10 protein-coding genes are annotated in these 15,119 nt (G+C 51.9%); 4 read left to right on the forward strand and 6 right to left on the reverse strand.

The features are described 5' to 3' along the window. The first annotated feature begins 13 nt into the window (after positions 1-13). From T433_RS0113345 to T433_RS0113360, 4 genes are all read left to right on the forward strand, one after another. A complete protein-coding gene (locus tag T433_RS0113345; protein WP_027456140.1) occupies positions 14-2,359 on the forward strand; it encodes an ATP-dependent helicase in 2,346 nt (781 codons plus the stop codon). A 470-nt stretch (positions 2,360-2,829) separates the two neighbouring features. Further along, positions 2,830-5,322 carry a C10 family peptidase gene (locus T433_RS0113350; RefSeq protein WP_162164211.1) on the forward strand — a complete coding sequence of 831 codons (2,493 nt, stop codon included), beginning with the start codon at positions 2,830-2,832 and terminating at the stop codon, positions 5,320-5,322. A gap of 527 nt (positions 5,323-5,849) precedes the next feature. After that, positions 5,850-6,317, forward strand: a complete 468-nt coding sequence (locus T433_RS15575; protein ID WP_248616533.1) for a class I SAM-dependent methyltransferase — start codon at positions 5,850-5,852, stop codon at positions 6,315-6,317. A 128-nt stretch (positions 6,318-6,445) separates the two neighbouring features. Next, on the forward strand, positions 6,446-7,579 hold the full coding sequence (locus T433_RS0113360; RefSeq protein ID WP_027456142.1) for a hypothetical protein: 1,134 nt from the start codon (positions 6,446-6,448) through the stop codon (positions 7,577-7,579). A gap of 114 nt (positions 7,580-7,693) precedes the next feature. Here T433_RS0113360 and rpiB read toward each other — a convergent pair whose 3' ends face one another. From rpiB to T433_RS0113390, 6 genes are all read right to left on the reverse strand, one after another. Further along, positions 7,694-8,134 carry a ribose 5-phosphate isomerase B gene (gene rpiB, locus T433_RS0113365; RefSeq protein ID WP_027456143.1) on the reverse strand — a complete coding sequence of 147 codons (441 nt, stop codon included), beginning with the start codon at positions 8,132-8,134 and terminating at the stop codon, positions 7,694-7,696. Between the two features lie 104 nt (positions 8,135-8,238). Further along, positions 8,239-10,251, reverse strand: coding sequence for a transketolase family protein (locus T433_RS0113370; RefSeq protein WP_027449734.1), 2,013 nt, complete (start codon positions 10,249-10,251; stop codon positions 8,239-8,241). A gap of 84 nt (positions 10,252-10,335) precedes the next feature. Continuing rightward, a complete protein-coding gene (locus T433_RS0113375) occupies positions 10,336-11,928 on the reverse strand; it encodes a xylulokinase (RefSeq protein ID WP_044110018.1) in 1,593 nt (530 codons plus the stop codon). 108 nt (positions 11,929-12,036) lie between these two features. Then, a complete protein-coding gene (araA, locus tag T433_RS0113380; RefSeq protein WP_027449736.1) occupies positions 12,037-13,578 on the reverse strand; it encodes an L-arabinose isomerase in 1,542 nt (513 codons plus the stop codon). Between the two features lie 101 nt (positions 13,579-13,679). Then, positions 13,680-14,390, reverse strand: coding sequence for an L-ribulose-5-phosphate 4-epimerase (locus tag T433_RS0113385; RefSeq protein WP_027456145.1), 711 nt, complete (start codon positions 14,388-14,390; stop codon positions 13,680-13,682). Positions 14,391-14,435: 45 nt separating this feature from the next. Next, on the reverse strand, positions 14,436-15,110 hold the full coding sequence (locus tag T433_RS0113390) for an NUDIX hydrolase (protein WP_027456146.1): 675 nt from the start codon (positions 15,108-15,110) through the stop codon (positions 14,436-14,438). Between the last annotated feature and the right edge of the window lie 9 nt (positions 15,111-15,119).

The following is a 15,119-nucleotide window of genomic DNA, read 5'->3' on the forward strand; positions in this document are numbered from 1 at the left end:
ACGATAGATATATATGGAAGACCTACTTTCACAACTTAACGCCGGGCAGCGTGCTGCCGTGGAGTATAACGATGGTGCCTCGCTGGTTATTGCGGGTGCCGGCTCGGGCAAGACACGTGTGCTCACCTACAAGATTGCCTACCTGCTGCAACAGGGACTGAAGCCCTGGAACATCTTGGCATTGACCTTCACCAACAAGGCCGCGCGCGAGATGAAAGAGCGCATAGGCCGACTGGTGGGCTCAGAGCAGGCACGCTATCTGCAGATGGGTACCTTCCATTCGGTGTTTGCCCGCATCCTGCGTGCCGAGGCCGACAAGTTGGGCTTTCAGTCTAACTTCACCATCTACGACCAGAGCGACGCCCGCTCGCTGGTGAAGAGCATCGTCAAAGAGATGCAGTTGGATGATAAGGCCTACAAGCCCAATAGTGTGAGCGACCAGATTTCAATGGCCAAGAACCATTTGGTATTGCCCAGCGGCTTTGCCCAATGTTCGATTTACGACAGCAAGAAACCTGCCGTGGCCGAGGTCTATTGTCGCTATGTGGAGCGCTGTCATCAGGCCAACGCGATGGACTTCGATGACCTGCTAGTACAGACATATCTGCTGTTTCTTAATCATGAGGATGTGCGAAGGAAATATGTTGAGAAATTCCACTTCGTGCTGGTCGATGAGTATCAGGATACGAACTATGCTCAACAGCAGATAGTACTGCAGCTTACGCGCGAACGTCAGCGCGTCTGCGTGGTGGGCGATGATGCTCAGAGTATTTATAGTTTTCGTGGAGCAAATATTGATAATATACTGAATTTTAGACAGTCGTATGATGATGCTCGATTGTTTAAACTGGAGCAGAACTACCGCTCTACGCAGCTTATCGTACAGGCAGCCAATAGTTTGATTCGCAAGAACGAGCGTCAGATACCAAAGGAGGTGTTTAGTGAAAATGAGCACGGAGAAAAGTTGACACTCAAGCCTGCCTACAGCGACAAGGAAGAGGCGCTCATCGTGTGCAACGACATACTGCGCATCAAGCGTCAGGAACATTGCGAGTTTAGCGATTTTGCCATACTCTATCGCACCAATTCGCAGAGCCGATCCTTCGAGGAATATATGCGCAAGATGAACATCCCGTATCGCATCTATGGCGGACTGAGCTTCTATCAGCGCAAGGAAATCAAAGACGTGATAGCCTATTTCCGCGTAGTGGTGAACCCCAACGACGAGGAGGCCCTAAAGCGCATCATCAACTATCCCACACGTGGCATCGGCGACACCACGCTCTCTAAGATCGTGGATACCGCCTCGCAAGATGGTGTGTCGCTCTGGGACGTGATGACCCGCCCGGCTCATCTCAACGTGAGCAAGGCCACGCTCACCAAGATTTCCAACTTCTGTCAGCTCATCGATGGCTGGCGTATGCGCCTTGATGGCGAGGATGCCTATCAGCTGGGCCATGCCATCATCATGGAGAGCGGCATCTCGCGCGACATCTATAGTGGACGCAACCCGGAAGACATCTCCCGACAGGAGAACCTCGAGGAGTTTCTCGGAGGTATGCAGGACTTTGTGGAGAGTAGGCGAGAGGAGGACATGGGCGATGCCGTGTCGCTGGGCGACTTCCTGCAGGAGGTGGCGCTGCTCACCGACCTGGATAGCGATAGCGATGAGGAGCAAGCCAAGGTGTCGCTGATGACCATCCATGCAGCCAAAGGACTGGAGTTTCCCACGGTCTTTGTGGTGGGACTGGAGGAGAACATCTTCCCATCGCCCATGTGCACCGATTCGATGCGTGCGCTCGAAGAGGAGCGCCGCCTGCTCTATGTGGCCATTACGCGTGCCGAGAAACATTGCATCCTGACCTGTGCGCAGAACCGCTTCCGCTTTGGGCGCGTGGAGTACGACACGCCCTCGCGCTTCATTCGAGATATCGATCCGTCGTTGCTGCGTGTCGATTCGGCCAAAGAAGTGCCCGAGCAGGACTATGGCACCAAGCGCTTGCCATGGACGCAGAACCCGCGCCCTGTGGCGTCGCAGTTCAAGGCCGACCCCATGCCACGCCAGGTGGCACCCCGTCGCGCCGAGGCGCCTGTAGACCCCTTCTCCGAGGGCTTCAAGAGAAAGCTTGTCGGCGAGAGTGGTGGACGTTTCAAACCTGTTCGTGCGCAGGCTCCGTCGTCGGCAGTTGGTTCGTCGTCGCTTCGCGAGGGGGCAGTCATCGAGCATCAGCGTTTCGGCATAGGTACCGTCGTCAAGGTAGAGGGAAGTGGTGAGAACGAGAAGGCCACCGTGGAGTTCCGCAACCTGGGCACTAAACAGTTGCTGCTGAAGTTTGCAAAATTCAAAGTCGTGTCTTGAGACATAATAACGGGGGTAAAGACATAATAACAGACGAACATACTTTTTTACGAACATACTTTTTTACGAACATACTTTTTTTTACGAACACACCTTTTTACAAACATACATACATGTTCGGCATCGTTGTTTTCTTTAAAAAACATAGTGCTGGGAGGTACCATTGGGGGTAGTTTCAGTACCGCCATTTGGTAGTCTCAGTACTTGGCGTTGGTAGCCCGACTACCTGGCGTTGGTAGTGTGACTACCGCGGCTTGGTAGCCTCAGTACCAGCGCCTGGTACGACCAGTACCAAAACGTGGTACTCTTTTTGGTACTGAGATGTAAAGTTAACTCGTGTTAAACTTTAATACATCCATTGCCCTTTTTGAAAAATTGACTATTTTTGTTCCCGAATTGATACAAGTCAATTTGTAACCTAAAACCTTTTATTTAATTATTTTTTTTTTATGGTTAAACATCTTTACCTAGTGCTTGCATTATTGCTTGCATCAGAGAGTGTTGATGCTGCGCCCATCTCGAAAGACGCAGCGCGTAAGAAAGCGGAAACCTTTGCTGTCAGAAAAGGACGTACGCTTAGTTTCACTAAAAGTGCTGTTCACAAGGCTCCACAAGCCAAAGAACAGGAAACCTCACCTTACTATGTGTTTGATATGGCTCAAGATGGCGGCTTTGTGATTGTTTCTGGCGATGACCGCACACGCAGCATTATCGGATACACAGAGAAGGGCTGCTATGATGAAGGCACACTGCCTGAAAACATGAAGTCGTGGTTGCAAATGGTTGCTGACCGCATCACGTCGCTCGGCGATGCAACAGCCACAACGAGTCAAAGCAAGCATGTCAAGTCTGCACGAGCAGCTGCGGCCACGGTGGTCATTCCACCACTGTTGTCGAGCACGTGGAATCAGGGTACTCCCTATTGGGACAACTGTCCCTTCCGTGATGGACAGCGTTGCTACACAGGCTGTACAGCTACTGCCTTTGCTCAGGTGATGTACTATTACCGCTGGCCTGAGAGTGCGACAACATCGGTGCCAGGCTATTCGGACGACGGACTGAATTATAGCTCGTTGCCTGCCACTACCTTCGATTGGAACCTGATGAAGAATAGCTATGGCGACGGCGATAGCGGCTCGAGCAGTGGCAATGCCGTAGCCAAGCTGATGCACTATGTGGGCAAGGGGGCTTTGATGCATTATACAGGTGGAGGCTCAGGAGCAGCTTTTGTCAATGCAATCAATGCACTCAAGAATTATTTTGGTTATCCTCAGGATATCTATGAGATATATAAGGACAACTATAGCAGTAGTGACTGGGTTAATGCTGTCTATGCAGAGCTCTACTATGGACGTCCAGTACTGATAGAGGGTTACTCAGACATCAACTGGGGCGGTGGACATGCCTTTGTTTGTGATGGCTATCGCGACGATGGCTGCTTCCACATCAACTGGGGCTGGGGCGGCTGGTGCGACGGCTATTTCAGTCTTGACGTGCTGAATCCCGATGATCACAGTGGCATGGGCGCAGCTCCTGGTGGAAATGGTTATTATTGGCACGAGGGTGCTGTTATGAATGTGCGCCGTCCTGACGGCATCGGTGGTGGAACAAACTCGGGCGGTGTACCAGTGGCCACGTTCTATCAGGACATTAACTACGGTGGCTATGCTGTACAGCTTAGCGAGGGCACCTATACACAGTCGCAACTGGAGGCTCGGGGCATCCGAAACAATGACATCACCTCGCTGAAGGTATTGGCTGGATTCAAGGTGACTGTTTTTGATGGCTCGTCTTTCAATGGTGATAGCAAGACGCTGTCGGCTGATTGTAGTTGGATTGGTGGCGACTGGAACGACCGAGCCAGTTCTATCAAGATTGAACCCAATGGCGTGAGCGGTCTGGGTGGCATCCATAAGCTGAAGAATTATCACAGTGGCAAGTTTATGGATCTGGATGGTAATAGCACTAACAATGGCACCGCTATCGTGCAGTGGGACGACGAGGGTACTGAGCTCTATCAGCAATGGCGCTTCAACGAGATAGAGCCAGGTGTCTATACGATTCAGGCTGCTGCCACGCAGAGCCGAGGGCTCGACATTATCAACCGTGGCACTGCCAACGGCACGCAAGTCATTCTTTACGACTATCTAAATGGTGCTCATCAGCAGTTCATCGTCTTTGACAAGGGCGCTGGCTGGTATCAGCTGGTGGCACGCAATTGTGGACGTGTCGTGGAAATGCCTAATGCCAGCACCACTTCGGGCGAACATGTGCAGATCTGGGACAATAATAATCAGATATGTTCGTGGTGGCAGCTGGCGGTGGCTTACACGACGGCTGATTTGACCGATCTCGGTGGCTCATGCGAGGTGTCGCATGCGGCTGTGAACGGCAATGAGTCAGCTACAAAGCTATTTGACAACAATTCAAATACCAAATATTGTGCATTTGTCGGTTCTACAGACGAGGTCTCAATGACCTTCCACTCAACAAGAAGTGCCCGACTGACTAGCTACACCATTACTTCGGCCAACGACTTCGAAGGCCGCGACCCGAAGAACTGGCGATTGGAGGGTTCGACCAACGGCACTACGTGGGAGACTATTGACACGCGTAGCAACGAAATATTCACGGCGCGTTTCCAAAAGAAAACTTTTAGTGTCAATCCTTCAAACAGCTACAGTCATTATCGATTAGTGGTTACTCAACGCCGGGATGCTCAGTCCACGGTATTCCAGATTGCCGAGATCGAATATTTTGCTCTTGTGGCTCAAGGACAGTATGCACCAGCCAATGCTCAAGTGCTGAGCATTGATTCTAATATTCTTGATGGACACTCGTCCGAGCATACCTTTGATATCTACTCCGTGGATGGAAAGCTTGTAAAGAGAGCTGTCACCAATCTCGAAGGAATGCCTAAGGGTGTGTATGTGGTTAATCGCAAAAAGGTGATGATTAGATAAAAAAACAAAGTAGGGAAGAACCTCGAGTTCTTCTCTACTTGTTTCATTGTGTAATTTTAGCTAGTTAAGCGTGCCACACTTGTGAGTGTATCCTTGTGTACATGTTAATCCAGTCCATAGTTTTGTTAAGCATGCTCCTTCCATTTATCACTTTTTTATTTAAAGTGCTTACTGGGACAGGCTAATGGTCCACTTGCCTTACAGGCAGTGTAATGGACGAAAAAAAAAGAGGGGGGCTGGATACCCATAAATGGTTAATATTTTGTGAGGCTTATGGAGCTATGACGGAGCGAAAAAACACCATGATTTGAGTATTGCGCTCTTGGGCTTTTTAGGCTATCTTTGCAACGATAATCTATCGTTGAATAAATGTATTAGCTATTATGGGATTAGTAAGTAAGTTTTTCACTAATTGCGCTTACCCTAAGGGAACAATGGGGCGCATGATGCTTAGGGTTATGAATGCGTGTCATGCACCGCTGACCAATTGGGGACTGTCGTTTGTGACGTTTAAAGAGGGATGAACCATGCTTGACATTGGCTGTGGCGGTGGTGCTACGCTGAGACGCCTGCTGAAACGGAGCAAGAACGGCGTAGCTTATGGCATCGACATCTCAGAGGAAAGTGTGGCAAAGGCACGTAAGGTTAATGCTAAGGTGATAGACCGGCAGGTGTTCGTCGGTCAGGGCTCGGCTGTGAAACTGTCTTATGAAGACGAGAAGTTTGAACTGGTGACAGCTGTGGAAACGGTCTATTTCTGGCCAGAGTTGCCTGTGTGCTTGCAGGAGGTGCGTCGTGTGCTGAAGCATGGCGGACGCTTTGTAATTATGGTAGAGGTGGTGGACAGCTGCTCAAAATGGATTGACGTGGTGGAGGGTATGACGGCTTATCCGCCTGAGCAGCTGAAAGAGATGCTTGATGAGGCTGGATTCGTGAAAACGGAAATACACAGAAAGCGTCCTTCATATGCTGCCATTGTGGGGGTAAAGTCTTGATGTGTCTGGGACTGACGAGAAAAATAGGGACTGACGAGAAAATCTCATGCCAAAAGGGTGGCATGGGATTTTTTTGTGGTATCTTTGCAAATTGAAAAATGGAACTTAACTAAAGAGAATATAAAAGCATGGGTAAGAGTCTATGGCAATGGCAAAAGGAAGGTACTTCGTGGAGGGGCATCGGCATTTATCACGTCACGCTGACGGTGCCGTCAAGGCAACCGTTGTTAGGACGTTTGGTCGTGACGGATAGCGCCCCTTCTAAGGCTCGAGTGGAAAGAACGGAGCTGGGCAGACTCTTGTTGGAGTGTCAGCGGTCTGTGCCTGTGTTTCATCCCGAGATTCAGATCTTGCAGTATTGTCTTATGCCTGATCACTTGCACATGGTCTGGTACGTTCGCCGTCCGATGGAAAAGAGTATTAGACAGGTGGCGCAAGGGTTCTGGCAGGCTGTCAAGAAACTGGGGCGTGCATATAGCTATATCGTGGAGGGCGAAAGTGATGCCTGCCTTACAGGCGGCACAATGAACGAAAGGGATGGGGCTGTTGATGCTTGCCTTACAGACGGCACAATGAACGAAAGAGGTGGGGCGTTGAGGCTTTCGTCGATTGTTGAGGCTGATAGCCAGAAGAATTCTCTTTGTCTGGCTATTGGTAAGGAACGCTATTGTCGGCTGGACCCTGTATTCATAGAGCGACCTTTTCTGCGGCCATTATCACGTCGTGGGCAGTTGCATGCGATGATTCGATATGTGCAGATGAACCCTCAACGATTGGCTACGAAACGGATGATGCCGGGCTTCTTTTGCGTGCAGCAGGGCATTGAGCTAGGCGAGCGTATCTATAGTGGGGTGGGGAATGTGAAGTTGCTATCTATGGAGCACTTTGCTGCGGTGCATGTGCGTGGCATGTGGGTGAGGGCTGCAGAAAGGGGCGACCGTCAGCAACTGCGCAACTATATGAATGGCTGTGTGATTGAGGCTCGTAAGGGGTGTGTGATGGTGTCGCCATTCATCTCGCCACAGGAGAAGCAAGTGATGCGGGTTCTGTTAGATGAAAAACATCCGTTTATCCTTTTGGCAGACAATGGCTTTCGCAATTACTACAAACCGTCGGATGCTCTTTTTGAGGCATGTGCAGAGGGACGCGTGCTGATACTTAGTCCATGGACCTATGATGCTGACAAACGCCATGTGACGCGTGAGGAGTGTGTGGCTCTAAATGAAATGACTGCGGAGTTAGTGAAGTTATTGAATGAATGATAAAAAAAGCGGGGCTCAAGGCCTCGCTTTCTTGTTATTGCGTTCGCTTAATCGCAACTTGACCTTGCGGTCGAGATTGCTCACGCTCGAAAATAAATGCAAGCATTCATTTTCTCACTTAATCGCAATTTTATCGACGCGCTTCTGGTGGCGACCACCTTCGAAGGTGGCGGTGAAAAACTCGTCCATGATCTTGCGTGCCATGTTGTTGTCGATAAAGCGACCGGGCATCACCAGCACGTTGGCATCGTTGTGCTGACGAATGAGATGGGCTATCTCGGGAATCCAGCAGAGACCAGCACGTACCTGCTGGTGCTTGTTGAGCGTCATAGAGATGCCCTCGCCACTGCCGCAGATGGCTATGCCAGGATATACCTCGCCACGCTCGATGCCCTCGGCCAGGGCATGGCCAAAGTCGGGATAATCTACGCTGGCATCGCTATAGGTGCCGTAGTCCTTGTAGGGGTAACCTTTCTCCTCGAGATACTCGAGTACGAACTTCTTGAGTGCAAAACCTGCGTGGTCGCAGGCTACGCCAACAGTCTTTACTTCCATAAGCAATAGGTATTAAATTATAAAAAAGAGAGAGACACAGGCGGACAGAGATTGGCTTGTAGTCGCACTCTGTGCCCCCTGTATCTCTTTGTGGATTAATGATATTAAGCCAGGAGTTTCTTTACCTGATTATATACATTCTCGCCTGTGAAGCCGAGTTTCTCGTCGAGTACCTTGTAGGGCGCAGAGAAACCGAAGCTCTCCAAGCCCCATACGCAACCGTCGGCACCAACAAGGCCTTCGAGGTTGACGGGCAGACCGGCGGTGAGGCCGAACTTCTTCTTGCCAGCGGGCAGCACACTCTGCTGATACTCCTTGCTCTGTGAGCGGAAGAGACCTTCAGAAGGCACGCTGACGATGCGGCACTTCACACCATCCTTGCGCAGCAGCTGTGCACCGGCCTCGAGGGTAGAAACCTCTGAACCTGAAGCCAGCAGGATGACATCGTAGTCTTCGTCTGAACCAGCTACGACATAGGCACCCTTGGTGGCCTGTGTGTAGTCGTTGCCAGCGGGCAGCATGTCGATGTTCTGACGTGAGAAGATAAGCGCTGTAGGCGTATCGATGTTCTCCATAGCCATGCGCCAGCAAACGGTGGTCTCCTCGGCATCGGCAGGACGAACCACGAGGACTGAGTTCTTGCCATGGTGGTTCTTCAGCTTCTCCATCAGTCGGATCTGAGCTTCCTGCTCTACGGGCTCGTGGGTAGGTCCGTCCTCACCAACGCGGAAGGCGTCGTGGGTCCAGATGAACTTCACGGGCAGCTCCATCAGGGCAGCCATACGTACGGCGGGCTTCATGTAGTCGGAGAACACGAAGAAGGTGCCGCAAGCGGGGATGACACCACCGTGCAGAGCCATACCGATGCAGCAGCAAGCCATGGTGAGCTCGGCAACACCGGCCTCGAAGAATGCTCCGCTGAAGTCACCGCGAACGATGTCGTGGGTCTTCTTGAGGAAGCCATCGGTCTTGTCTGAATTAGACAGGTCGGCAGAAGCACAGATCATGTTGGGCACCTGCTCGGCAAGTACGCCCAGTACGGTAGCCGAAGCGCCACGGGTGGCAGCGCCAGCCTTCTGCTCTACCTTGCTCCAGTCAATCTTAGGAGCCTTGCCGCTGAACCACTCTTCCAGCTGAGCAGCCTTCTCGGGGTTGGCCTTGGCCCAAGCAGCCTTCTCGGCATAGCGCTCGGCCACGATCTTCTTCAGCTCCTCAGCACGCTTAGCATAGAGCTCTTGTACCTCGGGGAAGATCTGGAAGGGATTCTCGGGATCAGCACCCAAGTTCTTCATGGTGTTGATATATGCATCGCCACCAAGTGGTGCACCGTGGGTGGCGCAGTTGCTCTCGTATGATGAGTTGTCGGCCTTGCGGGCACCCTTACCCATCACGCAGTGGCCAATGATCAGGCTGGGGCGAGCGGTCTCGGCCTGTGCCTTCTTGATGGCCTCGCGAATCTGATCTACGTTGTTACCATCAATGGTCTGTACGTACCATCCCCATGCCTCATACTTCTTGGCGGTATCCTCAGAGGTCACCACCTCGGTCTTGGTAGAGAGCTGGATGTCGTTAGCGTCGTAGAACATGATGAGGTTGTCCAAGCCCAGATTGCCGGCAATACGGCCAGCACCCTGTGAGATCTCCTCCTGCACGCCACCATCGCTGATGTAAGCATAGATGGTCTGATTCATGACGTTGCCCAGACGAGCCTTCAGGAACTTGGCAGCGATGGCAGCACCAACGGCGAAGCAGTGGCCCTGGCCCAGAGGACCAGAGGTGTTCTCGATGCCGCGCTCAATCTCGCGCTCGGGGTGGCCAGGGGTTACAGAGCCCCACTGGCGCAGGTTTTTCAGGTCGTCGATGCTGAACTTGCCGATGAGGGCCAGCTGAGAGTAGAGCATGGGTGCCATGTGACCAGGATCCAGGAAGAAACGGTCGCGACCCTCCCATGTGGGGTTCTCGGGGTCATAGACCAGGAACTCGCTGTAGAGGGTGTTGATGAAGTCGGCACCACCCATGGCACCACCGGGGTGTCCACTCTTGGCTTTCTCGACCATAGATGCAGCAAGGATGCGGATGTTGTCCGCTGCAAGGTTCATAATCTTGTTGTCGTTCATAATACTGTAATGAATAAATGTCTAATTTGTCTGCAAAGTTAAGCAAAATTGTTGAATAGACAAAGAAATGACTGCGATAATGCGTTATTTCTTGTTGTCAACGGCGCATTGCTCCACGGGCAGACAACGCTTGTAATTCTCGATATAGCGCTCGAAACCAGCCACATCCTCGGCCGTGGGAGCAATGCTGACACCCTTGTTGCCAGCAAAGACAACGGTCTCAAGATAGTCGGCCAGCGAAAGCTTCTGGGCGTTGTTCACCATGAAGCCTGCCAGCAGGGCAATACCCCAGGCACCGCCTTCTCCAGCAGTCTCCATCACAGAGATGGGGCTGTTGAGGGCAGCAGCCAGCATGCGCTGACCCACACCAGCGGTCTTGAAGTAGCCACCATGACCGGTGATGCGGTCCACCTTGATGTTTTCTTGTTTGAACAGGATGTCGTTGCCAATCTTCAGCACACCAATGGCACCATAAAGGTGGGCACGCATGAAGTTGGCCAGATTGAATTTATCATTAGCAGAACGAATGAACATGGGGCGACCCTCAGAGAGTCCCGTCACGGGCTCGCCAGAGACGTAGTTGTAGGCCATCAGTCCACCACAGTCGGTGTCACCCTCGAGGGCGCGGTTGAACAGCTTACCATAGAGCTCGTTCATATCTACGGGGATGCCCAGTAACTGCTGGTACTCCTTGAACAGGCCCACCCAGGCGTTGATGTCGCTGGTGCAGTTGTTGCAATGAACCATGGCCACGAGTGAACCATCGGGTGTGGTCACCATGTCGATCATCTCGTAGGGCTTGGAGAGCTCCTTCTCGAGTACAATCATTGAGAATGACGAGGTGCCGGCAGATACGTTACCCGTGCGCTGCTTCACTGCATTGGTGGCTACCATGCCGGTGCCTGCGTCGCCCTCGGGAGGACAAACGGGGATGCCGGCCTTCAGGTGGCCAGAGACGTCGAGTTTCTTGGCACCATCGGGAGTCAGGAAACCGGCATTCTCACCTGCGTTGAGCGACTTAGGCAGAATGTCGAGCAGTTTCCACGAGAAGCCCTTTGGAGCGATGAGCTCGTCGAACTTCTTGACCATCGTGGCGTCGTAGGTCTTGGTCTTGGGGTCAACGGGAATCATGCCTGATGCATCGCCTACGCCCAGCACGAACTGACCCGTCACCTGCCAGTGGACATAGCCGGCGAGGGTGGTGAGGTACTTGATGTCGCCCACGTGCTCCTCGTTGTCGAGGATGGCCTCATAGAGGTGGCTGATGCTCCAGCGCAGAGGAATGTTGTAGTTGAACAACTCAGAGAGCTTAGCTGCAGCCTTGCCCGTATTGGTGTTGCGCCAAGTGCGGAAGGGCACCAAGATGTCTTGCTTCTCGTTGAAAGCCATGTAGCCGTGCATCATGGCGCTGAAGCCAATGGCGGCCAGGCTCTCAATCTCGCAGTCGTACTGCTTCAGCACGTCCTTGCGCAGTTCGGCATAGCAGTCCTGCAGACCATACCAGATAGCTTCGGTAGAGTAGGTCCAAAGACCGTCAACCAGCTGGTTCTCCCACTCGTGTGAGCCCTGTGCTATAGGCTTGTTGTTCTCGTCGATGAGAACGGCCTTGATGCGGGTAGAGCCGAACTCGATGCCGAGGATGGCCTTACCTGCTTCGATCGTTTGTTTTGGTGTCATAGTGATTTTGTTATTTGTAGAAAAACAAAGGCACGAAGGAACGAAGGTGGCAGGATGCCTCAGTGGTGAAGCCCCATTGTCTCTTCGTTTCTTCGTGCTCAGATAATATTATTTCAATGCCTTGTTAAGCATGAAGTAAACCTCGTTGTTGCGCAGAGTCTGCTTGAAATCAGCAATATTTGTCTGCTTGTTGATCTTGACATACTCGATGCCCAGCATCTCGGCAAAGTCTTCCCAGTACTCCTCGTTGATGTCATAAGAGAAAGCACTGTGGTGAGTACCACCAGCCAGAATCCATGCGGCAGCGCCAACCTCGAAGCTGGGCTGAGGAATCCACAGGGCTGAAGCCACGGGGAGCTTAGGCATGGGCTTGGGCTCGATGCACTCTACCTCCTGAGAAATCAGGCGGAAGCGGTTGCCCAGGTCAACAACAGTAGCCTTGATACCTGCACCGGTCTTTGAAGTGAACACCAGACGGGCGGTCTGCTGCTTGCGGATACCGATGCCGAGGAAGTGAACCTCGAGTTTGGGCTTGTCGGTAGCAATGAGAGGGCATACCTCGAGCATGTGGCTCTGCAGGCAAGAGCTCTTATCGCCAGCGAAGTTGAGGGTGTAGTCCTCGAGGAACGAGCAGCCGGTAGGCATACCCTGCTGAATCACCCACAGTGTGCGATAGAGGCAAGCTGTCTTCCAGTCGCCCTCGGCACCGAAACCGTAGCCTTCCTGCATCAGGCGCTGAGAGGCCAGGCCAGGAATCTGGTCGAAACCACAGAAGTTGGGATCGTCGATGTTGGCATCGCCCAGGTCGTCGAAGTTGGTGGTGAAGGCAGTAGCGCCCTCATCCTTCAGCACGCGGCGCAGAGCAATCTCGGCCTTGGCAGCGTTCTTCACCTTCTCCCAGTAAACCTGCTCGCCGCTCTCATCGATCTTGATGGTGTAGAGTTTCTTATACTCCTCAACCAGGGCGTCGGCCTCGGCATCGGTCACCTTCTTGAAGTACTCCATCAGTGAGCTAACGGGGTAGTAGTCAACGTGGTAACCCAGACGCTGCTCAAACTCTACACGGTCGCCATCGGTCACAGCTACGTTGTTCATGTTCATACCGAACATCAGACAGCGCACATTGTGAGCATCAGCAACACCAGCTGCTACGCGAGCCCAAACGGCAATCTGCTTCTGAGCCTTCTCGTCTTTCCAGTAGCCGCAAACCACCTTGCGAGCAACGCGCATGCGAGTGCAGATGTGGCCGAACTCGATGTCACCATGAGCACTCTGGTTCAGGTTCATGAAGTCCATGTCAATGTCGCTCCAGGGTATCTCGGCATTATACTGGGTGTGGAAGTGGCACAGAGGCTTCTGCAACTGCTGCAGACCCTTGATCCACATCTTGGCGGGCGAGAAGGTGTGCATCCATGTGATGATACCTACGCACTTCTCGTCGTTGTTGGCAGCCAGCATGATCTGCTCTACCTCTTTAGAGCTGTTGGCTGTGCCCTTATATACAATCTTGACGGGGATGTTGCCGCTCTTGTTCAGGCCGTCAACCATCTCTTTTGAGTGTCCGTCGACTGCAACTACAGCGTCGCCTCCGTAAAGGAGCTGAGCGCCAGTTACCCACCAAATCTCGAAATTGTCAAATGCTTTAATCATAATATTGTTAGTTTTTAATTAATAATTAGTAGCTTATTTGATTAATAATAAGTAGCTTATTGAATTAACAAAGTAGCTGTTTCGTTTGTCTTTATTGTAGCTTAATGCTTCTGGCCCTTCTGGCCATAGTAGGCGTTAGGACCGTGCTTGCGCATGTAGTGCTTCTCTACCAGGAGTGGGTTCATGGTGAGATTGGGATTCACTGAGAATGCAATGAAGGCCATCTTGGCGCACTGCTCCATCACCTTGGCGTTGTAAACGGCGTTGTCGGGTGATGTACCCCATGAGAAAGGACCATGGTTCTTTACCAGCACAGCGGGTGTGTGATCGGGGTTGATCTTGCGGATGTTCAGTATCTCATCTACAATCACGTTGCCCGTCTCCAACTCGTACTGTCCTTTTACCTCGGCTTCAGTCATATCGCGTGTGCAGGGGATGTCCTGATAGAAATAGTCAGCATGAGTGGTGCCAATGTTGGGAATGTCGCGACCAGCCTGAGCAAAGGCAGTGGCATAGGTAGAGTGGGTGTGAACCACGCCCTGGATATTGGGGAATGCCTTATATAATATAAGGTGTGTGGGCGTGTCGCTCGAAGGATTGAGCTCGCCTTCCACCACCTTGCCTGTCTCGAGGTCTACGACCACCATGTCTTCAGCCTTCATCTCGTCGTAGCTCACGCCACTGGGCTTGATGACAACAAGACCTTTCTCGCGGTCGATACCAGATACGTTACCCCATGTGAAGATGACTAAGCCTTGCTTAACAAGGTCAAGATTGGCCTTGAATACTTTTTGTTTTAGTGATTCTAACATGTTTGTTATACGTTTTAATGAGGAAACCTCAATTTGTTCTGTTCGTTATAGTTTGAAGTTTGGATCTTCCGAGTAAGCCTTCTTGTTGAATCGATAGAGGGCTGCACCGCGTTTAGATGTCACCTTGTCGATGAGTTCGGTCTTCTCAATAAAGTCCATATCCTTGATGCGCTTGCGGAAGTTGCGCTTGTCAATCTCTTCTCCTAGCACGGCCTCGTAGAGCTTCTGCAGCTGGGTGAGCGTAAAGAGCGGGGGAAGCAGACGGAAACTGATGGGCTCAGTCTTGATCTTCTGTCGCATCATGCGGAGTGCCTTGTCCACCATCTCGTTGTGGTCTGAATAGAGGTGAGGCAACTCGTTGATGTCCACCCATTCCACGTCGTGTTCCTTGCGGAGTTTCTCGTCGTAGTCCTTGACGTTGATAAGTGCGTAGTAAGCAATTGAGATAACGCGCTCGCCAGGATCACGATCTACAGCACCAAAGGCACCCACCTGACGCATATAGAGTTTGCTGAGTCCAGTCAGTTCGTTGAGTGTGTTGGCTGCACAGTCGTCGATACTTTCGTCGGGGCCAACGAAGCCTCCGTAGAGGCTCCATTCGCCACGACCCGGGTCCATCTTACGACGACCTATGAGTACTTTCAGCTTGCCATTCTCGAAACCAAAGATGATACAGTCTACTGACACCCAGGCTTTAGCATGTTCTTGATAGAATGTCATTGCGTTCTT

Source organism: Xylanibacter brevis ATCC 19188 (assembly GCF_000621725.1).
GTDB lineage: Bacteria > Bacteroidota > Bacteroidia > Bacteroidales > Bacteroidaceae > Prevotella > Prevotella brevis.